20 protein-coding genes are annotated in these 26,839 nt (G+C 47.1%); 11 read left to right on the plus strand and 9 right to left on the minus strand.

From position 1 onward, the window contains the following. The first annotated feature begins 43 nt into the window (after window positions 1-43). Entirely contained in the window at window positions 44-1,549 is a 1,506-nt protein-coding gene (locus LL912_RS12805) for a glutamate synthase subunit beta (RefSeq protein WP_235553967.1), read from the plus strand. 406 nt (window positions 1,550-1,955) lie between these two features. Here the strand turns inward: LL912_RS12805 and LL912_RS12810 are convergent, their stop codons facing one another. Continuing rightward, the gene (locus LL912_RS12810) at window positions 1,956-3,602 is read right to left on the minus strand and encodes an OmpA family protein (RefSeq protein WP_235553968.1); all 1,647 of its coding nucleotides are present in this window, start codon (window positions 3,600-3,602) and stop codon (window positions 1,956-1,958) included. Window positions 3,603-3,803: 201 nt separating this feature from the next. Between LL912_RS12810 and LL912_RS12815 the strand changes: the two genes are divergently transcribed. Further along, a complete protein-coding gene (locus LL912_RS12815) occupies window positions 3,804-4,766 on the plus strand; it encodes a polyprenyl synthetase family protein (protein WP_235553969.1) in 963 nt (320 codons plus the stop codon). A gap of 35 nt (window positions 4,767-4,801) precedes the next feature. Beyond that, on the plus strand, window positions 4,802-6,499 hold the full coding sequence (gene recJ, locus LL912_RS12820) for a single-stranded-DNA-specific exonuclease RecJ (RefSeq protein ID WP_235553970.1): 1,698 nt from the start codon (window positions 4,802-4,804) through the stop codon (window positions 6,497-6,499). 31 nt (window positions 6,500-6,530) lie between these two features. On the opposite strand, the gene LL912_RS12825 is transcribed toward recJ, so the two are convergent. Then, entirely contained in the window at window positions 6,531-6,926 is a 396-nt protein-coding gene (locus tag LL912_RS12825) for a DUF7793 family protein (protein WP_235553971.1), read from the minus strand. 319 nt (window positions 6,927-7,245) lie between these two features. Between LL912_RS12825 and rpsF the strand changes: the two genes are divergently transcribed. The 4 genes from rpsF (at window position 7,246) to LL912_RS12845 (ending at window position 8,989) form a co-directional block, all read left to right on the plus strand. Beyond that, window positions 7,246-7,602 (plus strand): 30S ribosomal protein S6, encoded by a 357-nt coding sequence (gene rpsF, locus LL912_RS12830; RefSeq protein ID WP_235553972.1) that lies wholly within the window; start codon window positions 7,246-7,248, stop codon window positions 7,600-7,602. A 3-nt stretch (window positions 7,603-7,605) separates the two neighbouring features. Next, window positions 7,606-7,869, plus strand: a complete 264-nt coding sequence (gene rpsR, locus LL912_RS12835) for a 30S ribosomal protein S18 (RefSeq protein ID WP_018629905.1) — start codon at window positions 7,606-7,608, stop codon at window positions 7,867-7,869. Window positions 7,870-7,992: 123 nt separating this feature from the next. Further along, the gene (rplI, locus tag LL912_RS12840; RefSeq protein ID WP_235553973.1) at window positions 7,993-8,439 is read left to right on the plus strand and encodes a 50S ribosomal protein L9; all 447 of its coding nucleotides are present in this window, start codon (window positions 7,993-7,995) and stop codon (window positions 8,437-8,439) included. Between the two features lie 208 nt (window positions 8,440-8,647). After that, complete coding sequence (locus tag LL912_RS12845) at window positions 8,648-8,989, plus strand: RNA recognition motif domain-containing protein (RefSeq protein WP_235553974.1); 342 nt, start codon at window positions 8,648-8,650, stop codon at window positions 8,987-8,989. A gap of 129 nt (window positions 8,990-9,118) precedes the next feature. On the opposite strand, the gene LL912_RS12850 is transcribed toward LL912_RS12845, so the two are convergent. Genes LL912_RS12850 through LL912_RS12865 form a run of 4 tightly spaced genes read right to left on the minus strand, consistent with a single transcriptional unit; the run spans window position 9,119 to window position 16,086 of the window. After that, complete coding sequence (locus LL912_RS12850) at window positions 9,119-12,748, minus strand: efflux RND transporter permease subunit (RefSeq protein WP_235553975.1); 3,630 nt, start codon at window positions 12,746-12,748, stop codon at window positions 9,119-9,121. Window positions 12,749-12,795: 47 nt separating this feature from the next. Next, a complete protein-coding gene (locus tag LL912_RS12855) occupies window positions 12,796-14,007 on the minus strand; it encodes an efflux RND transporter periplasmic adaptor subunit (protein ID WP_235553976.1) in 1,212 nt (403 codons plus the stop codon). Window positions 14,008-14,033: 26 nt separating this feature from the next. Further along, entirely contained in the window at window positions 14,034-15,407 is a 1,374-nt protein-coding gene (locus LL912_RS12860) for a TolC family protein (RefSeq protein WP_235553977.1), read from the minus strand. Beyond that, a complete protein-coding gene (locus tag LL912_RS12865; protein WP_235553978.1) occupies window positions 15,394-16,086 on the minus strand; it encodes a TetR/AcrR family transcriptional regulator in 693 nt (230 codons plus the stop codon). The genes LL912_RS12860 and LL912_RS12865 overlap by 14 nt, the downstream gene beginning before the upstream one ends. Before the next feature lie 149 nt (window positions 16,087-16,235). On the opposite strand from LL912_RS12865, the gene LL912_RS12870 reads away from it, so the two are divergent. From LL912_RS12870 to LL912_RS12885, 4 genes are all read left to right on the plus strand, one after another. Next, on the plus strand, window positions 16,236-16,871 hold the full coding sequence (locus tag LL912_RS12870; protein ID WP_235553979.1) for a DUF502 domain-containing protein: 636 nt from the start codon (window positions 16,236-16,238) through the stop codon (window positions 16,869-16,871). A gap of 14 nt (window positions 16,872-16,885) precedes the next feature. Further along, window positions 16,886-18,106, plus strand: a complete 1,221-nt coding sequence (locus tag LL912_RS12875) for a DUF1015 domain-containing protein (protein WP_235553980.1) — start codon at window positions 16,886-16,888, stop codon at window positions 18,104-18,106. Window positions 18,107-18,611: 505 nt separating this feature from the next. Beyond that, a complete protein-coding gene (locus tag LL912_RS12880) occupies window positions 18,612-19,628 on the plus strand; it encodes a tetratricopeptide repeat protein (protein ID WP_235553981.1) in 1,017 nt (338 codons plus the stop codon). A 99-nt stretch (window positions 19,629-19,727) separates the two neighbouring features. After that, window positions 19,728-21,506, plus strand: coding sequence for an AMP-dependent synthetase/ligase (locus LL912_RS12885; RefSeq protein WP_235553982.1), 1,779 nt, complete (start codon window positions 19,728-19,730; stop codon window positions 21,504-21,506). Between the two features lie 300 nt (window positions 21,507-21,806). Here the strand turns inward: LL912_RS12885 and LL912_RS12890 are convergent, their stop codons facing one another. The 3 genes from LL912_RS12890 to LL912_RS12900 all read right to left on the minus strand — a co-directional run bounded on the left by LL912_RS12890 (window position 21,807) and on the right by LL912_RS12900 (window position 26,839). After that, window positions 21,807-24,449 (minus strand): glycoside hydrolase family 2 protein, encoded by a 2,643-nt coding sequence (locus tag LL912_RS12890; protein WP_235553983.1) that lies wholly within the window; start codon window positions 24,447-24,449, stop codon window positions 21,807-21,809. Between the two features lie 103 nt (window positions 24,450-24,552). Further along, window positions 24,553-24,888 (minus strand): hypothetical protein, encoded by a 336-nt coding sequence (locus tag LL912_RS12895; protein WP_235553984.1) that lies wholly within the window; start codon window positions 24,886-24,888, stop codon window positions 24,553-24,555. 589 nt (window positions 24,889-25,477) lie between these two features. Beyond that, window positions 25,478-26,839, minus strand: a complete 1,362-nt coding sequence (locus LL912_RS12900; RefSeq protein WP_235553985.1) for an MFS transporter — start codon at window positions 26,837-26,839, stop codon at window positions 25,478-25,480.

Genomic DNA, 26,839 nt, shown 5'->3' on the forward strand with positions numbered 1-26,839 from the left:
ATTAGCGATCAGCAATTAGCAATCAGAAATCAGAAATTAAAAAATGGGTAAACCAACAGGATTTTTAGAGTTTTCCAGAGAAACTCCCCAAAAAAAAGCAGTAACGGAACGCGTCCAGCACTATAAAGAGTTCGTTGAATTATTTCCGGAAGATAAACTGAATAACCAGGCCGCCCGATGTATGGATTGTGGCGTTCCGTTTTGCCACAGCGGCTGTCCGCTGGGTAACGTGATCCCCGAGTTTAACGACGCCGTATACCGGAAGGAATATAAAGAAGCATATGATATCCTGAGCTCCACCAATAATTTCCCGGAGTTTACAGGAAGGATTTGTCCGGCGCCCTGCGAATCCGCCTGTGTATTGGGCATCAACCAACCTCCTATTGCGATCGAAGAGATCGAAAAGCATATCATTGAGATCGCTTTTGAACGGGGATTTGTCTCCAAAAAAGGACCCAATATCCGCACTGGCAAGAAGGTAGCCGTTGTAGGCAGCGGACCTTCCGGTTTGGCAGCAGCAGCACAGCTCAACTATGCGGGTCATACAGTAACTGTTTTTGAGCGGGACGAAAAACCAGGCGGCCTGCTGCGTTACGGCATTCCCGACTTCAAACTGGAAAAATGGGTGGTAGACCGCCGTATTGAAGTGATGCAGGAAGAGGGGGTCGAATTCCGTTGCCACGCGAATGTAGGCAAGAACATCAGTATTCATGACCTGCTCAGAAACTATGACGCCGTGGTCCTGTGTGGCGGAAGCACGGTTCCCCGGAATCTTCCCATCCCGGGTCGGGAATTGAAAGGCGTTCATTTCGCCATGGACTTCCTTAAACAGAATAATAAACGCGTTGATGGAAAGGATTTCCTGGCGCACCGGGATATTGAAAGCAATATTCTGCCTGAAGAGGTACTGGCCACCGGCAAAAACGTGGTGGTGATTGGAGGCGGGGATACCGGCAGCGACTGTGTAGGCACCAGCAACCGGCATAAGGCGGCTTCAGTAACCCAGTTTGAGTTATTACCGATGCCCCCAAAAGAACGTACAGATGCCATGCCCTGGCCTTCTTATCCTATGCTGTTGAAAACGACTACCAGCCACGAAGAAGGTGCCAACAGGCATTGGTCCATTGCCACTAAAGAATTCAGGGGCGACGAAAACGGGAACCTGAAAACCCTTGTGGTAGTAGACCTTGAGTGGAAGACCCCTGAACCGGGAAAACCGGCCCAGTTTACTGAGGTACCCGGTTCCGAGCGAGAAATGCCCTGCGAGCTGGCATTGCTGGCCATGGGGTTTGTACATCCTCAATACCAGGGACTCCTTGAAGAGTTGGATGTGGAACTGGACAATCGGGGCAATGTAAAAGCCTCTGAACAGGCGTACAAAACTAATATCCCGAAAGTATTCACTGCCGGTGATATGCGCCGGGGCCAGAGCCTGGTGGTATGGGCGATCAGCGAAGGACGCGAATGCGCCCGGAAAGTAGATGAGTTCCTGATGGGGCATTCTATATTGGAATCGAAAGAACAGTCGGTGCTAATGTCATTCGAATAATGCCGGGATACCCCGAAAAGCAATAAACGCATAAAGCTGTCTCATTCAATTGAGACAGCTTTTTTATGAACACAGGGGCACTTGAGTTATAAGTCGGTTCTCCTGCCGCCTATACCAGCTTTAGCTTTCTGTGCTTCAGTGGCATCCTCCTGAATTCCATACCCGTTTTTATAGCCACAGAAGAATTGAGTTAGTTTATTCTTCAGCCACATACCTCCGCTCTGTGTTTCTGTGCTTTAGTGGCATCCTCCTACATTCCATACCCGCTTTTATAGCCACAGAGGCATTGAGTTATAGTTTGTTTCCCAACGACGTAACTCTGCTCTGTGTTTCTGCGGTTTAGTGTCATCGCACAAAAAACCCTTCCCAAACGGGAAGGGTTTATATTTGTTATAGCAAAAAGTTACTATTTTTTGCGAAGATTTGGATGCGGAGGAGCAACAGTATTCGGTCCGTCTTCACCCGGTGCAGCTGCACGGATATCTACGGTGTTGCAATCACCACCTTCCTGACCAGAAGAGAAGATAAATCTGTCTCCGCTGATACCTTCTTTTTCCTGTAAGTGTGTAATCACTTTGTTTACGTGATCCCAGCTCAGTTGCTGTTGTTTCTTAGTAGCAGCGCAATAGCCTACTACAACCACTTTACAGTTGGGGTTTGCTCTCAGTTTAGAAGCTACAGTAGCTAAAGAAGCAGCAGCATCTGCAGAAAGCGTGTTAGAGTTTGCTTTGAAGGTTACGCTTGGTAAAGCACCCAGTAAAGTAGCGCAATCATCGGCGGGTTTAACACCACAACCTTCCGGACAAGGACATTTACCAACTCCATCAGCATCTACCGGCTGGCAGTATGTAGGAGTGATCAGCTCTTTATCTTTACAATCAGGAACACCGTCACCATCTGTATCGCGGCTTACACCATGTGTATCAACCGGGCAACCTGCAGGAGTTTGCTCCTGGTCGAATTGGTCAGTTACGCCATCACCGTCAGCATCCGGCAGAACGATTTCAGGCACACGACGCAGTTCTCCGTAAGCATAGTTCAGCGGGTTCAGCCAGTACAGGGGCTCAACTCTTCTGGATTTGTTACCCAGGTTAAAGTTCAGACCTACAGTCAGGTAGTTAAAGAAGTCTTTATCAGGGCTCAGAGAAGGTTGCTCTGCCCAACGCTGACCGTCTAAAAGATCAGAAGCATTCATGTTGTAGATCACACGATCTTCAACAGCCAGGTTTACACGGGGAGACAGTCTGAAAGCAATACCAGCACCTGCTGTAGCAGAAGGCGTGATATAACCAGCAAACATTTTGCTCCATTTAACGCTGGGGTCTCTTTCAGCAGGAGATTCATAAGAATCATCCAGCATGTCTTTCGCTGCTTTCATCGCATCTTTACGGTTTGTGTTGTCCTGTGTTCCGGGAGCAGGGAAGGTATATTTGCTGGAACCATTCAGGGCGTTAACCGATGTACGGAAGGTGTTTACACCAACACCCGCCAGCGCATAGATAGTAGCACCGGTCTGTGCTTTATAGAAACGGATGTTTCCTAAATTAAACAGTGCCTGCAAGGACAGATCCTGAGCAACTGTTTTGTAGTTGTAGTTAACACGGTCTCCGCCATAACCGGCAGCGATCCAGGGATTGTCAGCCGGAGCTTTTGAATACCCTGTAGAAGGTCTCCAGTTCAGCCCTTTGGCTACACCGTAAACATACTCCAGTCTTAACGACATTACATGACCCAAGGACTTACGGATGTGTCCGCCAAATCCAAAAGAATTTCCAAAACGGGCATCTACATCACCGTTTACTAAGAAAGATCCACCTTTGATACCGAGTTCCCACATGTCTTTAGGTTTAGCGGGATAATCGCTTGTACCAACCATAAAGTCATTATGCTGCTGCAGTCTTTTACCAGAATAGTAATTAGAATCTGTAACAGAATAAGTACCGTACAACGGGTGAGGCGCAGTGTACGGATGCGAAGGGCTTACCTGAGAAAACCCTGTAGACGCAATAAGGCAGCCTAGACCTGCCAATAATGTGTACTTTTTGCTTGTCATAACTAAGGATTAAGATTTAAAAACGATTTCCTAAAATGAATAGCAAATTTAAAGCCATTTCTTAAATAAACAAATTTTTAACCAAAAAAAATAATAAAAAAAACGACGTTTCTTATTTATTTTCAATTAAAAATGAGTAGATTAAATCACCCCAATTTGATGGATTTAGCCTTATTTTGCCCATAATATTACCCATTGACAATGAAGCTTCCCACGTCCCTTATAAAAGTTGAACTAGAGAATTTTGAACAGCGGTTTAATGCTGCAGTAAAGAGCAATACCCCCCTTTTAGACCGGATTATGCGGTATATCGTTAAACGAAAGGGTAAACAATTACGGCCCATGTTTGTTTTCCTGTCCGCCAAAATGTTTGGCCCTACCACAGAAGCCACCTACCGTGCAGCGTCCCTGGTGGAAATCCTGCATACCGGCTCCCTTGTACATGATGATGTGGTAGACGACTCTTATGAACGCAGGGGCTTCTTTTCTACCTATGCGCTCTGGAAAAACAAAGCCTCTGTTTTGGTGGGCGACTATCTTTTTGCCACCGGGCTCCTGCTCTCGCTGGAACACGGTGACCACCGCATGCTCCGGATCATGTCCGATGCCATCCAGAAAATGGCAGAGGGCGAGCTGTTACAACTAGAAAAAGCACGATCACTGAACCTGAAAGAGGCGATTTACTACGAAATTATCAAAAACAAAACAGCCTCACTCCTCGCCTCTGCCTGTAGCGCCGGGGCCTGGTCGGTGACCGAAAATGAAGAAGCGACGGAAAAAGCACGTCTTTTTGGCGAAAAAACCGGAATCGCCTTCCAGATCAAGGACGATCTCTTTGACTATGCCAGTGAAGATGTAGGCAAACCCACGGGTAACGATATCAAGGAAAAGAAAATGACTCTTCCCCTGATCTATACCCTGAATAACACAGATAAGGCTACAAAACAAAAAATCATTAATATTGTAAAGAACAATAATAACGACCGTCAGAAAGTACAATGGGTACTCCAGATGGTAAAGGAAACCGGAGGAATCCGGTATGCTGCAGAAAAAATGAATGCGTATAAGAACGAGGCACTGGGAATTTTGGCAACCTGCCCAGACAATGAATACCGCAGCGGCCTGCAAGATCTTGTTCATTATGTAACCGAAAGAAAATACTAAAAAGGATCGCCCGCGATCGAACCGACCCACCCGAAATGGAGAAACGATGGAACATACTGCAGCCTGACCCCGATGCCGTAACTGCTTTACAAAACACATTAAAGATCAACCGTGTACTTTGTAAGATACTGGTACAGCGCGGCATCCGGACCTTTGAAGAGGCAAGGCTTTTTTTTCGTCCCCAGATACAGCAGCTGCACAGTCCCTGGCTGATGAAGGATATGGACAAAGCTGTGGAGCGGGTCCTGGTCGCCTTCCGTAATCATGAAAAAATACTGGTATTTGGTGATTATGATGTGGACGGAACTACATCGGTGGCGGCAATGTACCGCTTTTTAAAGACCCAACACCAGGAGGTGGATTTTTACATTCCGCACCGGTACCGGGAAGGATATGGCGTAAGTAAAGCCGGGATCGATTTTGCAAAAGAAAACGGTTTTTCACTGATCATAGCGCTGGATTGCGGCATCAAGTCGGTAGACCTTGTGCAATATGCCCGTACGCTGCAAATCGATTTTGTGATTTGTGACCACCATTTACCGGACGCCATTCTTCCAGACGCCGTCGCCATTTTAAACCCCAAACAACAGGACTGCGCCTACCCATATAAGGAACTTTGCGGTTGTGGTGTAGGCTATAAACTCATTACTGCTCTTTGTGAAAGACTGGCATTACCAGCCACCTTTCCCTATCAATACCTTGACCTAGTTGCCACGGCGATTGCTGCAGATATTGTTCCCATTACCGGTGAAAACAGGATCCTGGCCTACTACGGGTTGCAGCAGGTAAATAAGGAGCCCAATCCCGGCATCCGGGCGCTTGCAACTTTAAGCGGCACCAGCCTGCCGCTTTTCATACATAATCTCGTTTTCATGATCGCCCCCCGGGTAAACGCTGCAGGAAGAATGGACGATGCACGAAAGGCCGTTCAGCTTTTTGTGGCAACGTCTTACGAGGAGGCCCTGGAGTACGCCGAACTGTTGCACAATGACAACAGCGAGCGCAAGGAAGCCGATTCCAGTATTACGGAGGAGGCCCTGGAAATCATCGTTCAAAACACTACCTGGGTTACCCGCAAATCAACAGTCGTGTATCAACCCCACTGGCACAAAGGGGTGGTCGGTATTGTAGCCTCCCGGTTGATTGAACATCATTACCGCCCTACAGTGGTATTAACGGAAAGTGGCGATTATGTTGCCGGAAGTGCCCGGAGTGTGCCGGGATTTAACCTGTATGAAGCTATTCACGCCTGTAGGGAATACCTGATCGGGTATGGCGGGCATTTTGCGGCTGCAGGCCTTACCCTTAGCAAAGAAAACGTTGACCACTTCCGCGAAAAGTTTGAAGCTGTGGTAGCCGCGAGCATTTCAGACGAGCTACTGACGCCTGCGATCGTTATCGATGCGGAGATTTCGTTTGCGGACATCTCCCCTGCTTTTTTTAATATCCTCCGCCAAATGGAGCCCTTTGGCCCGGGGAACATGAGCCCGGTATTCCTGGCAAAAGGAGTCCGCGATACGGGCTTCAGCCGCATTGTAAAGGAACAGCACCTGCGGTTTGTGGTGCAACAGAACGGCATTCAGTTTACGGGGATCGGTTTTAATATGGCCTCCAAGCTCCCTCTCCTGTCCGGCGGTCAACCGTTTGACCTGGTATTTAAAATCGATGAAAATGAATGGCAGGGGAAGAAAAGCCTGCAATTACGGGTGGAGGATGTAAGAGCCTTGTCATAGACTTAAAGTCTCGAACAACATTTTGATGTTTTTAAATAAATTGCCGGAGCCATGCTTTTGCATCGTGATCATTGGTAAAGCTTTTTACCGGTATCGGTGATGGTTTAAACCGGAATACCAGTTTCATGATCAGCTGTCCAAGCCCCGGCTCCGAAACCATGGCCATTGCCTTATAATTTACGGCCAGCAGCTCCGCAGAAAGTTTCCGGGTTGCTTTATCCGGAACAGGTGATTTTGCGAGATAGATCAGCAAAGGCATTCTTTTTCCCCCGGTCAACTCCTTCACCAATGTTACATTACCCGAAATATTCGCTACCGTACGTTTCACTGCTTTTGAAAGCGATACCAATATGCACTCCTCAAACCAATAAGTAGCGATTTCACCCTCAAAAACAGGACGATCCGAAGGAATATTGACTTTTTGCATCTGTTGTAACATTAAAGTGCCGTAAAAATACGTTCTTCGAGACTTGAAGTCTCGAAGAACAGCTAAAGAATTCATATTCAATACTGAAGGGCTTCCCCTACTTAGCCGAAAATCCTTTGCTACAGCCGGGAAACGGGGGCGGCGCAAAGATTGCAGGTGGGCAGGGAACCGCAGTGCGTAGGATTCCTGTAGCCGACAGCCCCTAAAAATCCTCCCGGTTAGCGGCCGGCAGCCGTCAGAAATCAGAAAATCCCTATCTTTGCAGCCCCTTAGGGCAACCTAAGGTTCATTTATTTATTTTTTAAAAACAATTTGGGTAATGAACAATTATGAATTGATGGTGATTTTTACCCCGGTTTTAAGTGAAGATGAGTTTAAAGCCGCTCAGAAAAAGTTTGCCGGTATGGTAACTGAAGCAGGTGGTACTATCGTACACGAAAACCCCTGGGGACTAAAATCACTGGCGTATCCGATCCAGAAAAAAACCACAGGCTTGTACTGGGTACTGGAATACAGTGCGCCATCCGACTTCAATGAGAAGCTGAAAATACAGCTTCTGCGTGACGAATCAGTACTTCGTCATCTCTGCACTAAACTCGATAAATTCGCCGTTGAGTATAATGCAAAAAAGAACAGTGGCGTTAAAACAGGAACCGAAAAAGCAGTGGAGGCTTAAACTATGGCAAAGAATGAAATTAAATATCTGACGGCCATTAAAACCGACAAGCGTGTTAAAAAGTTTTGTCGTTTTAAAAAATATGGCATCCGCTACGTTGATTACAAAGACGTGGAATTCCTGAAAAAGTTTCTGAACGAACAAGGTAAATTATTGCCCCGTCGCTTAACCGGAAACAGCCTGAAATTTCAGCGCCGGGTTTCTGACGCGGTAAAGAAAGCCCGTCAAATGGCTTTGTTACCTTATGTAACCGATCTTTTAAAATAGGCAATAGTGAATGATCAATTGACCATTCACTATTCACTTTTATATTAGTAACCATCCCTAATGGCGCTGCGGCGCCAGACAGTCACAATCACCGATTGGGCTCCGGGAACTAAAACAAATACAATGGAAGTAATTCTGATCCAGGATGTGGATAATTTAGGCGCTGCCAACGAGGTGGTGAGTGTTAAAAACGGATATGCCCGTAACTACCTGATTCCCCGTAAAATGGCTGTTGAAAACAGCGCCAGCAACAAAAAGCAGCTGGAGGAGCGTTTGAAACAAGCCCGCAAGAAAGAAGAGGCGATGCTGGCTGAAATCAACAGCGTTATTGCCAAACTGAATGCAGCACCGTTAAAACTGGGTGCTAAAACAGGAACCAGCGGCAAAATCTTTGGTAGCGTAACCAACCTGCAACTGAGCAGGGCGATCCGCGAGCAAAAAGGTTATGAAATTGACCGCAAAAAGATCCATATTACTGAAGATATTAAAGAATTGGGGTCTTATAAAGCAACCATCGATTTCGGCGGCGGGCACAGCACTGAAGTTGAATTTGAGGTTGTTGCAGAATAATCCCTATTTGCTGATTTTATTAAAAACACACCTTCCCGGTGTGTTTTTTTTGTTATTTCTGCCAAAAAAAATTGGGCTGCCAGAAAATTAGTCTATATTTGATATGGATTACATAGTGTTCTTTCAGTAAAAAGCTTCAGAATATTTTTAATGTTCATTGAATTTGGTACTGTTTTAGCACTCTATTATTTTTTTAAATTCAAATAAAATGAACATTTACGTAGGAAACCTAAGCTGGAACCTGAAAGACCAGGACTTACAGAATTTATTCGCTCCTTATGGGGAAGTAACCTCTGCCAAAATCGTATCCGACAAATTCACAAACCGCAGCAAAGGCTTTGGTTTCGTAGAAATGGCCGGCGATGATGAAGCAAAAGCAGCTATCGAAGCTTTAAACGGTACTGAAGTAGACGGCCGTAACATCGTTGTAAACGAAAGCCGTCCGAAAGAAGGCGGTTCCGGCGGCGGCGGTGGCTATAAGAAAAGAAGCTTTGGCCAAAGCGGCGGAGGATACAACAAAAGCGGCGGCGGATACCGCGATCGTTATTAATTCTATTTTATAATGGATATGAAAGCTCCCTTCCGGGAGCTTTTTTTGTTCTGCGAGCTCTCTCTCGCATAAAAAAAAGACGGCGATCCGGAAATCGCCGTCTTTGCATTATTACAAGGTTAATGGAATTTAGAACCAGCTGCCGATATAGGCTTCATTTACTGTATTCTTCCGGGCAGCCAGGCGGTTTCTGCGGCGGGCTACTTTCCGTCGCTGGCGGAACATGGTATACAACATCAGCGGGATAAATAACAGGATTGCCGGAGGTATTCCCAGGAAGGAAATCCACTTGCCACCAAACGTATTACGCATGGGCCGCTTCAGCCTTTCTGCAATCAGGTACATACTGGGCACCATTACCAGGGTCATAAAGAATGCAAACGCTAAACCGAAGATAATGGTCCAGGAAAGGGGCTTCCAGAACATCACGTTATCGCCGCCAAAGAAGATCTTGGGATTGAGCTCGGAGAACATGGTAACAAAGTTGATATTAAATCCAACCGCCAGCGGAATTAACGCCATAATAGCAGCCAGGGCCGTTAACAGCACAGGAATGATCCGCGTTTTACCAGCCTGTATCACCGCTTCCCGGGTTTTAAGGCCGCGGGCCCGGAGCTCATCCGCAAATTCAATTACAAGGATCCCGTTCTTGATAACGATACCAGCCAGTCCAAGAATACCAACCCCGGTCATTACTACGGATACCGCCATTCCGGTTAAGGTGAAGCCCAGTAGCACGCCAATGATACTGAATATGATCTCGGTTAAGATGATCACCGACTTACTCATTGAGTTAAACTGCCATACCAATATCAGCAGGATCAATCCCAGGGCAATCATCAGCGCTCTTCCCAGGAAGGCCCCGGTTTCTGCCTGCTGTTCTCCTTCTCCTGTTTGCTTAATGGTAACATCATCACCGGCAGCATGGAAATTATCAATGGCTGATTTAATCTGCGCATTTACAGCTGTTGGCGTATATCCTTCGGCCTCCAGCACATTGCTGCGCAGGGTGATCATCCGCTTCTGGTTCTTACGCTGTACGCTTCCCAGGGTATTGGTATAATCCACATCCACCACAGAGCTGATCGGCACGCTTTTTATTTTTCCGGTGGCCATGTCGCGGAACACCACGTTCATGTTCAGCAGATCGGTAAGGTTCTTACGTTGCAGCTCCGTATTCCGCACATAGATCTTGTATTCATCCTTCCCGTTCTTGATCTTGCTGGCCTCATCGCCAAATAAGGCGGTACGGATCTGCATCCCGATCTGGCCGGAAGAAACCCCTTCGCTTAAGGCCCGCTCCCGGTTCACTTTCAGGGTCACTTCGGGACTGCTCAGATCAACATCCATTTTCAGCTCTTCCACACCCGGAATCTGGAGGCTGTCCAGGTAATTCTTCAGGCTTACTGCCGTCGGTATCAGGTTATCAAATTCCTCGCTGGCTACCTCAATATTGATGGGAGGATCCGTAGGCGGACCATTTTTTTCCTGCTCTACAGAGATCTCTGCCCCCGGGATATTTTTGATGGCCTGGCGCACCTTGGTCAGGTAGGGCGCTGTGCTTACCCCATGCCGCTTTTCAAACTCTACAAAGGAAACCTGGATCCGTCCCAGGTTGCTGCGGGTGCTTCTGTCTCCACTGTTTGGATCCGCTGCACCCACCGCTACGTTAGCGATTACACTTTCCACCACGGCGTTCTTTTTCCCTTTGGCAGGATCGATGTCCAGGGCCTGGTTTACCTTCGATTCCAGGCTGCGTGTAATCGAATCTGTGTATTTTACATCGGTACCACTGGGCAGCTTCAGGTATACATAGATAAAGTTGGGATCTGAAGACGGGAAGAAAACGATCTTGGTACGTCCGGCTCCGGCAGAGGCGCCAAACATCATGAAGGAAACAATCAGCAGACCAAAGGCGCCCAGCAGCAGCCATACCGGTCTCCAGCCCTTCAGTGCCCAGTTCAACAGGTCTTCATAATGCCCCATGATCCAGGGAAGGGCCCTATTCTGAAATTTATGGATCCAGTCGTCGAAGAAATAGGTATGCAGTACGGTAAGGATTGCCATAAAGAAGGACAGGTTCCCGATAAAGAAGGCGAGGCTTCCTTTACCCATGGGTATCCCGATGAGATCAAAGAGCACGCCAATGATGATCATTACTACAAAGGGCCGGGAGCGGAATACATCCGACTTCTTCTTATGCTCCGGATTCTCCGGATGGTTCATAAAGTCTACCGCAAATACCGGGTTCATCAGGAACGCCACAAATAAGGAGGCCGCCAGCGTAAAGATCAGCATGAGGGGCAGATAGATCATAAACTTACCAATGATCCCCGGCCAGAATAAAAGCGGCACAAAGGGGGCCAGTGTGGTAAGCGTACCTGCCAGTACCGGCACGAAAACTTCTCCGGCGGCCATCATGGATGCCCTTTGCGGGCTTATCTTTCCTTTTGCTTCCGTAAAAATCCGGTGGGTATTTTCAATGACCACGATGGCATCATCCACGATAATCCCTAATCCAAACAGCAGTGCAAAAAGCACCATGAAGTTGAGTGTGATATTGGTACCGATAAAGGCCTCTCCAACCGGTATGAACATAAAGGCCACAAACATACTCAGCGGCACACTCAATGCCACAAAGAAAGCATTGGTGAGCCCCATAAAGAACATCAGGATGATCAATACCAGTATAAACCCGATTACAATGGAGTTTACCAGATCGTTGAAAGAAGTACGGGTAGAGATGCTCTGGTCACCGGTAATGGTCACGTTCAGGTTTTGCGGGAATACCGTTTTCTTCATATCCTCACTGATGGCTTTCACAGCATCACTGGTTTCAATGAGGTTCTCCCCGCTGCGTTTTACGATGTTTAAGGTCAATACGGTCTTACCATCCAACCGGGCGTAACTATCCGTTTCCTTTATGGTATCCTTGATCGCAGCAATATTTTTCAGATAGATCGGGTTGCCGGTATTGTTGCGCACAATGACTTCTTCAATATCCCTTGCAGTCTTAAACTGCCCTTTCAATTGCAGGTTACGCCGCATATTCCCTACCTCCAGCAACCCACCGGAAATATCCCGGTTCTCCGCTTTTACAGCATTGGCAATATCATCAAAAGTGACTCCTGCCGCCTGCATTTTGGCATTATCTACATTGATCTGGAATTCACGCTCGGGGGCGCCCACCAGGTCAACCCTGGTGATCTGCGGCAATTCTTCGATACGATCCTTCATCTTATCCGCATATTCTTTTAACCGCACCCGGTCGATATCACCACTCAGGTTCACATACATGATGGGCATTTCAGACATACTCACTTCCAACGCAGTGGGCTCCTGTGTAAGGTCCGTAGGCAGGTCCTGCCGGGCCTTATCAATCGCATCTTTCACCTTCTGCAACGCCACTTCTACTTTCTCATCCGAACCAAATTCTACCATAATGGAAGAATAATCCTGGAAAGAGCTGCTGGTTACCTTGGTAACCTTTACGCCCGTCATTCCCTTCAATTGTTTTTCGATGGGCTGCGTTACCAGGTTCTCAATATCTTTAGGTGAATTTCCCACATAAATCGTGGAGATGTATACGTTGGGGATCACCACATCCGGAAAGCTTTCCTTTGGGGTAGCGACAAATTTGTATACCCCAAACAGCGAAACCATCACGATCAGCAAGTACACCGTGGTGCGGTTTTTAACCGCCCAGCTGGTAAGGAAGAACTCCTTGAACTTTCCCGTAAAATTTTCTAAAGCACTCATAAACTTAAATTATTTGTAACAATGCCGGAAGCATTCCTTACTGAATATTATTTCGAAGCCTGGGCCTGGGTAGTTACTACCTGCCCGTCGTATAAACTCTGGAACCCTTCGGTGATCAGCTGATCGCCGTTTACCAGCCCGGATTTAATCTCCAGCTTATCGCGGTACAGTTCACCTACCACTACCCTTTTTTTGCGGGCAACCAGGTTGTTCCCCTCTTTTACGGCAACCAGTACAAATTTTCCTTCTTCATCGGTTTGCAGGGTATTTACCGGTACCGTAATGGCCTCATTTGAGCTGTAATCCTGGATCTGTACTTTTGCCAGCTGGTTGGCCCGTATGGAAGGATCCTGCGGCACAGCAGCTTCCACATAGAAGGAACGGGTGGTCGGGTCAATCAGTTTACTCACTACACTTGCCTTTGTGGAGATTTCCTTGTTACCCGCATCCGGCAATGTGATCTTCAGCGGTGTGCCGGCTTTGATGCGATCGATATAGGTTTCCGGAACATTTACAATCAGTCTTAACACCGATGTATTTACAATGGATATTTGCGGAACCGTTCCTGCCATGCCCACAAAAGCCTCTCCCACTTTCACATTTACCTGGTCGATCACGCCGCTGATATCCGCTTTTACATTGGTATAGCTCAGTTGTTCGCGCGCTTGCTGGATCTGGGCTTCTGCAGCACGCAGCTGGCTGGTTAAGGCATCTACATTGGTTTTGGCCTGGATCACCTGGATCTCGGCACCAATATTGTTATCCCAAAGATTCTTCTGGCGTTCATAGGTGGTTTGCGCCAGCTTCAGCTGCGCCTTGATCTGGCCGGTTTGCTGCTCTGCGGCGATCACCTGCTGACGTTGTACGGCATCATCCAGTTTGGCCAGGGTTTGCCCTTTACTTACGCGATCACCCTGCTTTACATAAATGGCCCTTACCACGCCACCCATACCCTTGGGTGCCACATAGGCGCTGTTCTTGGCATCGATCTTACCCTGCAAATCGATATAGTGATCAAAGGCATTGCTGCCGATGGGCTGTATGGTTACAAATTTTGCCCTAACGGTATTGGGCTCCAGTTTTGCCAGCTCTCCTTCCAGTTTGGCCAGTTCTTCATTGTTCTTTTTCTGTGCGGCTTTCAGCTTTTCGATTTTGGCTTTCAGATCGCCGGCCTTTCCCTTCTCCTTTCCGCCTCCGCAGGAATAAAGCACCAGTGCAAAAGCCGTGATCGTTAATGTGGTTTTTAAAACGCTGTGCATAAAATATAGTATTAATAGTTTGGATGTTAAAATTTACCGATGGCCTTTAAGAAGTCCACTTTTGCCACAACGGCATTGTACAGGGCATTGTAATAATTGGTTTGAGCCGATTGCAACTGTACTCTTGCGTTATCAATTTCAATCTGGCTGCCGGTACCCATCTCATATTTTTTCTTGGTCTGCTGATATACGTTCTCTGCCAGCTTCATGTTCTGCTTTTGGTAATCCATATCAGCAATCGCTGATTTAAAGGTATTTACCGAAGCCCTACGCTCCTGGTCAATTGTTAATTTAAGTGCTTCAATCTGATTTTCGGTCTGCTGTAACTTGATTTTGGCCTGGGCGATACGGGCGTTTGTTGCGAACCCATTAAAAATAGGTATGCTTATATTAAGCGCAATAGAGCTAACAGGATACCATTCTGCCGTACCGTTAAACATTTTGGCTATTTTGTTCGTTTGGGTCATATAATCCCAGGAACCGCTAAGAGAAACTGTGGGTATCTTACTGTATTGGTACCGTTGTACTTCCAATTCGCCAAGTCTTTTACCCAATAATGCTGTCTGGAAATCTTTTCGTTGACTATAATCAAATTCCGTAACCGCTTCTACAATTCCTTCCTTTAACTGTTCATCTGTCAGTTCGTCGGTGAGTACCAGCTCTTCCTGCACAGGCATTCCGATCAATACCTTTAACCCAATGTATCCGTTGCTAACGGAATTCAATACCTGGTTGCGTTGAGACTTTAGGTTGGCCAATTGCACATCCAGCTTGTCAATGTCCAGTTTTTCTGCAAACCCGTTATCGTACATAATTTTGGTATCATCCCTGTTTTTCTGCACCAGCGCCAGGTTGGAATCAATCAGCGCGATCTGTGTTTTACTTACCACCAACTGATAATAAATTTTGGCGATGTTCTGGCGTATTTGTTCAACTGTAACTTCCGACGTTTTTGCTTTATAGTCAATCAACGTTTTCCGCGCCTGCAGACCGGTAAACACCTGCCCGTCAAAAAGAAGCTGTGACAACGAAACACCGGCCATTCCGCTCCAGGGCGCCGAAAAAAGATTACTAATATACGTATCCTCCGCTAATGGAGGAGCATTCTCTCCGGCCAAAAAATTGGTCATTCCCTTTGGAAAAAACATTTTTGGGATCTTTATATTATCGGTAATGCCGGCCCTTCCACTGATCTGCGGATACGCGCTACCCGTAACCTCCCGGTTCACCTGCTGCTGCAACTGAATATCCAGCAGGGCATTTTTCACCTGCACATTGTGCTTTTGTCCATACTCCAACACCTGCTGCAATGTAAAATAATGGGTGCTGTCCTGCGCCTTACCTGCGCCCGCTATCATCAGCCCCATGATGGCCATCACCATCAGCCTAATCTTTTGCATCTGAATGATTTTTTGGTTTATGTTTTTTATACTTCTCGATTAATTTCAGTCCTTTGGGTGTTGCCATTCCATGCAGGAAAAAATAAAACACTTCCCGCTGTATCCGGAACATCCCCTGCTTTACCTTGTTGTAAAACTCCGGCATAAAGAGGATGTCAATACTTCCCACCCGGAATTGCGCAACAATGCCGATATCGAAATCATCCCGGTATAGCCCCTCCTCAATTCCTCGCTTTATGTTTGCAACGATTACGTCGTAAATGAACTCGTTCTTATAGTCTAAAAATTTCCGGTAAGCCCTGGGATGATACTTTTTAAGGTCATTTATCAATACCGGGTTCATATTCCTGAACAGTTCAGAGGTCTGCTCAATAGCCAGGAAGCCTTCATGCACCGCATTGTCGGCGATCTGGCGATAGGTTTTACATTGGATGCCATTATCGTACAACGCCTTTTCAATCGCATCGCCCACCAGCTGATCCTTATCGGTATAATACTGGTAGATCGTCTTTTTACTGCTTCCCACCGCGGATGCAATATCATCCATGCTTACGCTCCGGGCGCCATACTGCATAAATAATTGCAATGCCTGGTTCCGGATATGCACCTTATGTTCGTTTTCGTCTTCCATTTTGCGATGCGAAACTATGGAAACTTTAAAACATGAAAAAGTTTCCATAGTTTTTTTTCAAAAAACTTAACCGAAGTTATCAATCCCTCCATTCCGGTCACTGCGCATACCGGTAAACGGCATTTTTTTACCGGTGAACCGACTAAAAGAATAACTCAGCCGTACTTACTGCCAAAATTTTTATTTTTGCCGGATACATGGCTATCGTGCAGCATAAAAAAGAAGACCTCCTGGTAAAGAAGCTATTCCGCTATTTCCTGCAGGGACTCATCATCCTGGCCCCGATCACCATTACGATCTATATCCTTTACCAGCTTTTTAACTGGGTAGATAACCTGCTGCGCCCGGTGATGGTGATACCCGGACTGGGATTTCTGACCATCATCCTGTTTATCCTGTTCATCGGCTGGGTCAGCAGCTCCCTGATCATGGAAGCGGTGATCAGCTTTTTTGATCATTGGCTGGAGCGCACTCCAGGCATCAAATTGCTGTATACTTCTATAAAAGATTTTTTCCGTGCCTTTGCCGGCGATAAAAAGAAGTTCACCAAACCCGTGCTGGCCAATATATTTGACCGGGACATCTGGATCGTGGGCTTTATTACCGATGAAGAAATGACCAAATTTAACCTGGGTGCCAATATGGTAGGCGTTTATGTACCCCAGGCCTATAATTTTGCCGGGCAACTATATATCCTGCCCCGCAACCGGGTGCAGCTGATCGATGCGATTACACCCGGAGATGCTATGAAGTATACCGTAACCGGCGGCGTGGTAGAAATGGAGCAGCATGCGCCGGTACCCGGTGACACCCCAAAAAATGAAGATTCATAAACCGCTATAACATTATGTCGATTATCAAACCGTTTGCAGCCCTGAGACCCCAAAGAGCACTGGCTTCCAGGGTGGCCTCCCGCCCCTACGATGTATTGAGCAGTGAAGAAGCAAGGGATGAAGTCCGCGACAATCCCTATTCATTTTTGCATATTACAAAGGCGGAAGTAGATCTCCCCGCGGATGTAGATCCTCACAGCGCGGCTGTTTACGAAAAGGCAAAAGAAAACCTGATGGCCTTTCAGAAACAGGGCATCCTGTTTCCCGAGGCCCAACCCTCCTATTATATTTACCGGCTGGTGATGGATGGGCGGAGCCAGACCGGATTGGTGGCTGCGTCCGCCGTGGCCGATTATGAGCATGGCTTTATTAAAAAGCATGAGTTCACCCGGCCGGAGAAAGAACAGGATCGCATTGAGCATATGAAGTCCATTAAAGCGCAAACGGGTAAAGTGTTTCTTGCTTATACCAATGTAGCGGAACTGGATGCGCTGATCAGCAACTGGAAAAATGATCACAAACCGGAGTATGATTTTATAGCTGCCGATGGTATTCAGCACGCGATCTGGGTGGTGGATGCCTTGCCTGTAATTGAACAGATCACCTTATTATTCCGGGAACAGGTTCCGGCCACTTATATCGCCGACGGACATCACCGCGCAGCTTCCGCCGCAAAAGTGCACCAGGCACTACCAGAAAACAGGGAGGCAGCCTATTTCCTTACGGTTATTTTCCCGGCCACAGAACTGGCCATTCTCGACTACAACCGGGTAGTAACCGACCTGAATGGCCATACGGCCGTAGATTTCATTGCCGCCCTGCATGAGGATTTTGAGATCACCGCCTCTGAAATTGCCGTAAAGCCAACGCAGCTCCATGAGTTCGGCATGTACCTGGAAGGCAAATGGTACCTCCTGCGCAGCCGGCCGGGAACCTATACTGAAGATCCGATCGGCATCCTGGACGTGTCGATCCTTGCAGAAAATATATTGGATAAGCTGCTGGACATAAAAGATCAGCGCACCGATAAACGCATCGACTTTGTGGGCGGAATACGGGGCATAAAGGAACTGGAAAAACGTGTCAATAGCGGGGAAATGAAAGTCGCTTTTAGTCTTTACCCGGTTACCATTCAACAACTATTTGCTATTGCCGACAGCGGGATTGTAATGCCGCCTAAAAGCACCTGGTTTGAACCCAAGCTACGGGATGGATTGCTGACGCATTTGTTGTAATGGTTCCAGGTTTAACGTTCAAGCGTTCTCGTCTGATCCGTTTTTATATCAATATACTTCCCGAGATTTAGCATTCAAAGTTGAATGCGTTTTACGTTCTGTAATCCGTTGACCATTCACTATTGACTATTCGCTGATCCAGGTGTCTTCAGCGATCAGTCGTCAGTAATCAGTTGAGGATGCCGGTATTTGACATTCGTTTTTTGTCCTTTGGATCTAGCGACCCTCTTCCGGAGGAAGGATATTGAGCCGGAATGGAATCTTCACTTACATTTAAGTTTTCTATTCAATATTTTACATTCCCCCCAATAGGCCTCCCCATTTTCACATTCCCATATTTTCATATTCCTATAGTTTCCACAGTTCCCTATAAAAAATTAAAATTGTGCCGCTACCACCCTTTCCGCTATTTTTACGTCCTGTAAGAGCGCTTTCGGCTTATTTTTTGCAGAATAAGCAAAAAGCAGTAAAATGCACTGTTTATCAGTTACTTAAATTATCGAAAATGAAGCAAATCTTTACCGCAGTCCTTTTTTTAATGGGAACCGTTATGGCATTCGGACAGGACCAGATTGCGAGCATGCGCGAAAATGCCCGGAAATTTATGATGTCGGGCGATATGGACAATGCGCTCCTGGTGCTGAACAAAGCAGCCCAGGCCGACAAGAATAACATCGATGTTCAAAAAGACCTGGCACTGGCCTATTATTATAAAAAGGATTATCTGAAAGGACTGGAGATCATTAAACCCCTGATCGGCTCAGAAAAAGCCGATGTAGCTACCTATCAGTTGGCTGGTACACTTTACCGGGGTACCGATAATGGAAAAGAAGCGGAAAAGATCTATAAAACCGCTATCGAAAAATTCCCCAACCAGGGCCCGCTTTACAGCGAATACGGAGAAGTGCTGGAAGTGCAGAAAAATGGTGCAGCGGGTATTAGTATGTGGGAAAAGGGCATGGAGATGGCGCCCTCCTACAGCGGAAATTATTACAATGCCGCCATCTATTATTATAAACAGCCTGAAGGAAAAATATGGGCAATTCTTTATGGAGAAATCTATGCCAATATGGAAAGCCTGAATCCTAAATCGGCCAATATCAAAAAAATGGTGCTGGATGCCTATAAAGAGTTGTTCTCCGGCAACCTTTCCCAGATGGCCGCCAATTCGAAGAATCCGTTCGCCAAGGCCGTTTTGGAAACCTTTGGCCGTCAATCGGGCATTACCGCACAGGGACTTACCCCCGAAACCCTGGCTATGATCCGCACGCGTTTTGTGCTGGACTGGATCAATAACTACAATAAAAAATTCCCATACCGCTTGTTTGAATACCATCAGCAATTGATGCGGGACGGCATTTTTGACGCCTATAACCAATGGATGTTCGGCCCGGCAAATAACCAGTCCGCTTTTGAAACATGGGCCGGTGCTAATAAAGCGGTATATGATAAGTTTACCGAGTTTCATAAATCGAGGGTATTTAAAATGCCCGCGGGCCAGGTTTACTCCAACCGGAAATAATTTTTTTTCATAACATCATATAGAACCACTTCTTCACGGGAGTGGTTTTTTATTCGGTAGTTTTTGCTTAATTTGTATATCAGAATTTAAATAGCAGCTATGACGTTTCCCGCTTACAGGTTGTTTGATGCGATTGCCCACCAATTGAAGCATTTTCCAAAAACCGATATGTTAACGGCCAAAATCAATGGCAGCTGGAAATCCTTTTCCACTGCAGATGTTAGCAACACGGTTAACCAGTTCTCGCTTGGCCTGATCGCAAAGGGTGTGAGCGGTAAGGATCAATCCGCGGAGGAAAGCGACAAGATTGCCATTATCAGCCAGAACCGGCCCGAATGGGTCTTTACCGATCTTGCGGTACAACAAACGGGGGCCATCCTGATCCCCATTTATCCCACCACCAACCCACATGAGCTGGAATATATCCTGAACGAATCGCAGGCAAAATTCATCTTTGTAAGCAACCAGGATCTGCTCGAAAAGGTTAGGTCTGTAAAAAGCGACTTCCTGCAGGAGATCTATACCTTTGATCATATTGAGGGCGCCCGTCACTACTCCCAACTTTTTACACCGCTTACCGAAGCATCGGAAGCACGCCTGGCTTCCGTTAAAGCGATGATCAGTCCCCGGCATACAGCCACCATCATTTATACTTCGGGTACCACCGGCACTCCAAAAGGTGTTATGCTCAGTCATGAAAATATTGTGAGCAATGTTTATTTTTCAAAGGCCAGCTTCCCGTTTGAAGACCAGCCGCAAACCAAAACATTAAGCTTTTTGCCGCTCAATCATATCTTTGAAAAAACGATCACCTATATCTATCTTTTTAGTGGCATTGGCATCTATTATGCCGAGAGTATGGAAACCATTGCCGATAATTTAAGAGAGATTCAACCCGATGGATTTACAACAGTTCCACGCCTACTGGAAAAAGTGTATGAAAAGATCATGCTCAAGGGCAAGGAACTGAAAGGAATCAAAAAGGCCTTGTTTTACTGGAGCGTTAACCTGGGTACACAGTATGATAACCGGGTTAATAAGGGCGCTTTTTATAACTGGAAGCTCGGCATTGCCCGCAAGCTGGTATTCAGCAAATGGCGCGCGGCACTGGGCGGTCGTATTAAATTTATCATCACCGGCGGGGCGGCGGCACCGGAAAAATTGCTGCGTATTTTTAACGCGGCTGGCATTCCTGTTTTTGAAGGATACGGCCCCACAGAGCATAGCCCGGTGATCTGCGTAAACCGCAAGGAAGATAACTATATCGGAACGGTAGGCCCTGCTATTGATGGCATACAGGTAAAACTTGCAGAAGACGGTGAAATCCTTGCCAAAAGTCTTTGTGTGATGCAGGGCTATTATAAACACCCGGAGCTAACCGCTGATGTGATTAAAGACGGCTGGCTTTGCACCGGCGATATCGGAGAATGGATCGATGGCCGCTATCTCAAAATTACCGATCGTAAAAAAGAATTGTTTAAAACCAGCGGTGGAAAATATGTGGCCCCGCAGCCGATCGAGAACAAGATGAAGGAAAGTAAGTTTATTGAGCAGATCATGGTGGTGGGCAATGATAAAAAATTTGTCAGCGCTCTTATCGTTCCCTCGTTCCATGCAGTGAAGGACTGGATGCAGGAACAAAAACTTGGCGCCGGCAGCAACGAGGAAATTGTCAAAAACCCGAAAGTACAAGAGCTGTTCCGGTCGGTGATCGATTACCATAATGCCAACTTTAATCATATCGAGCAGATCAAAAAATTTGCCCTGCTTCCACAGGAATGGAGTGTGGATACGGGTGAAATGACCCCCAAGTTAAGTCTGAAGCGGAAAGTGATTTTGGAGAAGTTTAAGAAGGAGATCGATGCTATCTACGATTAATATGCGCTTTATCTCACCACCCAATCAGGATGTATCCCAACAAGTCATTCACCTAGCCGATCAGCAAAAACCTGTTGACAGTATTTTGCTTACAAAATTCCTGTCAACAAAACTGCTGTAACGCGTTTTGTTGACAAAACACCATCTTTAAAAAAATTGTAGACAACACATTTCCGTCTTTGATATACCTTTCAGGCGCAGCCGAATAACGGCCCTCAACTTATTTATTGTTGCGGCTACAGGCAATCGTTTTTGCTGTTCAAAACTCCAGCATTGTCCATCTGACGATATTGCCGTTGGTTAGTTTACAGGCATTTGTTGTTCTTTCAGGTTCCATCCAAATACGGATACTGCGATATCCGAAGCAGCTTCCGGATACGAGATCTGTATTGTTTTCTGTGTCCCGGGCAATACGGTTATATAGTTATCACTGTAAAACGCAGGCAGCAGCCGTTGACCTGTGCGCCTGTTGATGACCGAAAGACGGTTAAAAAAGGCCAGTGGCGCGCCCTCCGGGTTTTCAAGCATCACATTGATGCTGCCGTCCGTTGTTTTTTTACACCGGATCTTTAGCCGGGAGGCAGGCATTTTATTGAGTCCTGTATAATTCCCTTCCTGGTCCGGCAGCCAATAGGTATTTTCATCAATCACCGTTTTATTTACATCAAGCAGCTGTATGGTTAAGAACAGGCCTCCGGTAGCGCCCATTGTTCTGACAACCTCTTTTACCGACATGATCCGTTTTGCATTCTGCGGAATGGCTTCACAAAAAACCTGTGTAACCAGGTGTTCTTTTCCTTCCATATCGAAGGTTTTTACCACCAGCATCAGGTTGTCTTTTTTCTCCCAGGTATTGTTGGCAATGTAAACCGAACTGTCTCCAAAATTAAACATCCCATGCAAAGGCTGGTTTCCCGTATGCAAACCATACAAGCAGGCATTCGGGTCCAGGTAATAATCGTACATCTGCCCGCGCAGCGCCGTCCAGGGATTTTGCGTTTTCCAGATGATCACGCCCGTATACCAATCCCATTGATGCCCGATAAATCCTTCAATGAGCGTTCGGTATTGATCATAATTGACCAGCTGCACCTTGTTGGCAAAATCTTCCAGGTTTTCGGGAGCGCCATAGGCTTCAATGGACTTACCATAGCCAATATATTTATGATAGGTCCATACCGAATCATTCACGGCCTCTGTCCGTACCTTTTCAGCAGGGAGCACCAGGTTCTCTTCGGGAATAAACCGCCGCAATGACGTAATATCGCCCATACCCACCGATCCGATTTCTGAATTGAAGGGCCAGGTACGATGATTCCAAAAGTAAGGTAATGTCTGGATCCCATAGGGGCCATCGCCATTATTGCCCAGGGCATTGTACGACATGCTGTCGGAATTGGAATAATCGATGAACCAGCGGGTACCATCCAGTTCCGGTATCAAAGAATCTTTTAGTGCACGGAAGATATCTGGCGGTAATACGATCTCGTTGCCCCCGCACCAGATAGCCAGCGAGGGATGATTGCGGATCATTTTAATCATATCGGCTGCCGATTCGATAAACAGCGGATGGTCATCCGGGTAGTTGCGCCGGGTCCATTGATCATCCAGTTTCTTCGGATCCATCCAGCGGCCATTGCAATCGCCCGATCCCCAGAAATCCTGCATGACCAACAGCCCGTATGCATCGCAGGCCTTATAAAATTCAGGGCGCTCTGTCAATGCTCCTCCCCATACCCGGATCAGGTTGAGGCCCATATCCCGGTGAAAGCGGACTTCCGCATTATAACGCTCATCACTGAACCGCAGCATGGCATCCGATACGATCCAGTTGCCGCCCCTTATAAAAACGGGCTGTCCGTTCACCCGCACTTCCATGCTCCGGGTACGATCGTTCCATTGGTTCTTTACTTCCCGTATACCGACTTCTATTTTTCGCTGGTCGGAAAGCTCATGATTACTTTTTATAAACGAAAGGACAGACGCATAAAGGTTTTGGGGACCATAGGTATTAGGCCACCAAAGTTTGGGGGCCCTGATGGTTACCTCCGGGAGCTGTACTTCTTTTTTTTCAAAAGGCTTTAAGGTTACGGGCATACGAACGGCCTGATGGTTGATCTCAAATTTCAGAATGCCCGAAACGCTTGCAGCGCCCGCATTTTCAAGAGTGGCATGCGTATGTATAAAGGCGGGATCCTGCCGGCCTGCAGGCTTCCGGGTACCGGGCACCATTGTTTTTACAAAAGGATCGGTAATGATGACAGCCTTTGTCTTTTCGATCACTACTTTATCCCAGATACCCGTGTTCCGGTCCCGAACGGGCTGGATCCAGTCCCAACCCGCTACATACTGATGCGCTACATTTTTCGCAATGGTGCCATCGCCACCCTGCCCCCCGTTGGGGTTGCCCACTGCATCCGGCGGGTATACGATCACGGCCAGCCGGTTTTTTCCAGACTTGCTGAGATGGGCGGTGATATTGTAACGCTGCCGCAGGAACATGCCTTTGAATACGCTTTTATTTATTTTTTTCCCGTTTAGGTAAATATCGCAGCTATAGTTTATTCCCCGGAGATGCAGCCACACCTGGCCATCACCACCAGGAACGGCTTCGTTAAAATCTTTGCAAAACCAATAGGTGTAATAGTCTTTTCCGACGTGATAGATATCCGGGATATTGTTGTTATTCATTCCGTAGAACGGATCCGGTATCTTTTTATTTTCCAGCAAGGTCGTCAGCACCGTTCCCGGAACAACCGCCGGTATCCAGGAATCTATGGAATAGGAGCTTAGAGATAATTGCTCCGGTGTTGCGGAAAGCGCATCGGCTTTATAACATTTCCATCCGCTGTTGAGCTCATAGCTGTTACTCAACGCCTCTTGTGCGCGGCAACTGATGCTGATCAACATTGCGAGGAAGCCGCCAAAAAAAATCATTCTCATTGCTGAAAATTACATTAAAAGTCGATGCAATGAGCCGTATGAGCTCTTCGATATAAGGTGGAAGGGATTGCGGCCAGTGAGCATGCTGTCCAGGGCCGGAGCCTTAACCGCGATATCCGCAACAGTCGCAATGGGTAGTGTGGTATTGCCGGGATGTTTCGCCTTCGCATTGTTGCGCTGCCAATGACAGACGGTGGAGTCCGTTGATAACCAGCCACATTTCATTCTTTTCTTTATCCACTTTTGCCTGACCAAAAGTAGAGCAAAAGTCAAGGTCATCCGCCGCGGCGGACCGCCGTTTGATCGGCAACGCACGCAGACCCAGATCGAAAGGAACAAGCTCCCTTTTCTCGAAGAAATAAGCTGAAGCGCTTGCTGCCGGTTTGCTGTACGACACTTGCTGCGCTGCTTTTTTAAGCAGGATTTTTTTTGAACGCACATCCGCTGCGTAAAAAAGAGGCGCCGCCTCAGTTACTGATTGTTGTAGTTTCTATTCCGTTCCGAAGTAATTATTGAAAGAACCCGTCCAATGAACGTAAAACAAGAAGGAGAACGTTTTCTTTCTTAGAAGATAGTCCGCCGGGCAGTGAAAAGAAATCCCGCATATGCGTCAAGCTAAGCAAGTGCAGACGCGCACACCCGGGCGCAATCAGCTTCGTTGGGAGCGTAGCTTTTACAGCAAATTCATTAAAAAGATCGTTTGGACACCTATGGGAGCCCCATGTTTTAGCGGTACCTGCGGAGCCGGTATTCCACCATACATCGTGCTATAGATACGAGGAGCCTGCAGCACCTAAAACCTGTTTCTTAACTTGACGCATATGGCAAGGGCGGGATCGAAATGACGGTTTCGGACTTTTGAGATAGTCTCAGGGCACAGGCCTACTTACAGGTTGATGACGGGGGACATTACCCGGGCGATGGGTCTCTATGCTCCGGAGGCTTAACCCGTATCCTTAATCGAAAGATCCCGTCGGCAGGACGGGATCTTTCTACTTACATTAATTAAACCAACAACCTTATGTTCTTTACAGATCCGTGATCGGCTTGTATTTGGGCACCAGTGACTTCATAATCACCCAGGACAACACATAGGCGATCGCGCAAAAGGCGAAGATGATCGAATAACCGGTTTCAATATGCCCCAGAGCCTTATAGTGATCAAATAATTTTCCGCTTACCAGCGAAACGACAACACCACCGATCCCCCCTGCCATACCACCGATACCGGTTACGGAGGCTACTGTTTTCTTAGGAAACATATCCGAAACAGTAGTAAAGATATTTGCACTCCAGGCCTGGTGTGCAGAAGCGCCTACCCCGATCAGCAATACCGGTACCCAGTAACTGATATGCCCCAGGGGCTGTGCCAGCAGTACCAGCAGCGGGAACAGGGCAATCAGGATCATGGCCCGCATACGCCCGTCATAAGCATGGTATCCTTTTTTGATAAAGTACATGGGGAACCAGCCACCACCGATACTACCCACCATTGTCATACTGTATAAAACGAACAAGGGGAACGCCAGGGCGGTTCCTTCCAGCCCGTACTGGGCAGCCAGGTACTTCGGCAGCCAGAACAAATAGAACCACCATACGCCGTCCGTTAAAAATTTACCGATGGCAAAGGACCAGGTCTGTTTATATCCCAGCAATTTCACCCAGCGCACTTTTGCGCCCGGGGCCACTGTTTGATTCTGGTTTGTATCCACATCACTTTGGATATAGGCCAGTTCTTCCTGCGATAGCCGCTTTTGCTTTTCTGGAATATCGTAATAATAAAACCAGAACAGCAGCCATAGAAAGCCGATGGCGCCGATAATGATAAAGGTAGACTCCCAGCCCCAATGGCCCGCGATCCAGGGAACGGTTAACGGGGCCAGAATTGCGCCCAGATTGGTTCCGGAGTTAAAGATCCCCGTAGCCAGGGATCGCTCTTTTTTGGGAAAGTATTCGGCCGTTGCTTTAATCGCGGCCGGAAAGTTCCCGGCTTCTCCAAAACCCAGCACTGCCCGCGCAATCATAAACCCGATGATGGAAACGGGTACCGCGGCAATGCCAAACCATCCCAGTACCGTATTAGAAGCATGGCCGATATTTACTGCTTCGGCATGCATAATAGCTCCTATAGACCAGATGATCAGCGCCCAGGCATAGCCCCATTTGGTGCCCAACCGGTCTACAATGCGGCCCGCAAACAACATGGACAAGGCATATACAAACTGGAACACTGCAGTTATATTTCCGTAGTCAGTGTTACTCCATCCAAATTCTCTCGTTAGTTCAGGTGCCAGTAAACTCAGCACCTGCCGGTCCAGGTAGTTAACCGTTGTGGCAAAGAACAGCAATCCGCAGATCGTCCACCTGTATTTTCCTATGGCTTTTTGCAT

The sequence above is a fragment of the Niabella agricola genome (assembly GCF_021538615.1).
Lineage (GTDB): Bacteria > Bacteroidota > Bacteroidia > Chitinophagales > Chitinophagaceae > Niabella > Niabella agricola.

Coding starts and splice junctions, on each gene's coding strand:
- LL912_RS12805 (WP_235553967.1), top strand. CDS start 44: ATGGGTAAACCAACAGGATTTTTAGAGTTTTCCAGAGAAACTCCCCAA.
- LL912_RS12810 (WP_235553968.1), bottom strand. CDS start 3,602: ATGACAAGCAAAAAGTACACATTATTGGCAGGTCTAGGCTGCCTTATT.
- LL912_RS12815 (WP_235553969.1), top strand. CDS start 3,804: ATGAAGCTTCCCACGTCCCTTATAAAAGTTGAACTAGAGAATTTTGAA.
- recJ (WP_235553970.1), top strand. CDS start 4,802: ATGGAGAAACGATGGAACATACTGCAGCCTGACCCCGATGCCGTAACT.
- LL912_RS12825 (WP_235553971.1), bottom strand. CDS start 6,926: ATGCAAAAAGTCAATATTCCTTCGGATCGTCCTGTTTTTGAGGGTGAA.
- rpsF (WP_235553972.1), top strand. CDS start 7,246: ATGAACAATTATGAATTGATGGTGATTTTTACCCCGGTTTTAAGTGAA.
- rpsR (WP_018629905.1), top strand. CDS start 7,606: ATGGCAAAGAATGAAATTAAATATCTGACGGCCATTAAAACCGACAAG.
- rplI (WP_235553973.1), top strand. CDS start 7,993: ATGGAAGTAATTCTGATCCAGGATGTGGATAATTTAGGCGCTGCCAAC.
- LL912_RS12845 (WP_235553974.1), top strand. CDS start 8,648: ATGAACATTTACGTAGGAAACCTAAGCTGGAACCTGAAAGACCAGGAC.
- LL912_RS12850 (WP_235553975.1), bottom strand. CDS start 12,748: ATGAGTGCTTTAGAAAATTTTACGGGAAAGTTCAAGGAGTTCTTCCTT.
- LL912_RS12855 (WP_235553976.1), bottom strand. CDS start 14,007: ATGCACAGCGTTTTAAAAACCACATTAACGATCACGGCTTTTGCACTG.
- LL912_RS12860 (WP_235553977.1), bottom strand. CDS start 15,407: ATGCAAAAGATTAGGCTGATGGTGATGGCCATCATGGGGCTGATGATA.
- LL912_RS12865 (WP_235553978.1), bottom strand. CDS start 16,086: ATGGAAACTTTTTCATGTTTTAAAGTTTCCATAGTTTCGCATCGCAAA.
- LL912_RS12870 (WP_235553979.1), top strand. CDS start 16,236: ATGGCTATCGTGCAGCATAAAAAAGAAGACCTCCTGGTAAAGAAGCTA.
- LL912_RS12875 (WP_235553980.1), top strand. CDS start 16,886: ATGTCGATTATCAAACCGTTTGCAGCCCTGAGACCCCAAAGAGCACTG.
- LL912_RS12880 (WP_235553981.1), top strand. CDS start 18,612: ATGAAGCAAATCTTTACCGCAGTCCTTTTTTTAATGGGAACCGTTATG.
- LL912_RS12885 (WP_235553982.1), top strand. CDS start 19,728: ATGACGTTTCCCGCTTACAGGTTGTTTGATGCGATTGCCCACCAATTG.
- LL912_RS12890 (WP_235553983.1), bottom strand. CDS start 24,449: ATGAGAATGATTTTTTTTGGCGGCTTCCTCGCAATGTTGATCAGCATC.
- LL912_RS12900 (WP_235553985.1), bottom strand. CDS start 26,839: ATGCAAAAAGCCATAGGAAAATACAGGTGGACGATCTGCGGATTGCTG.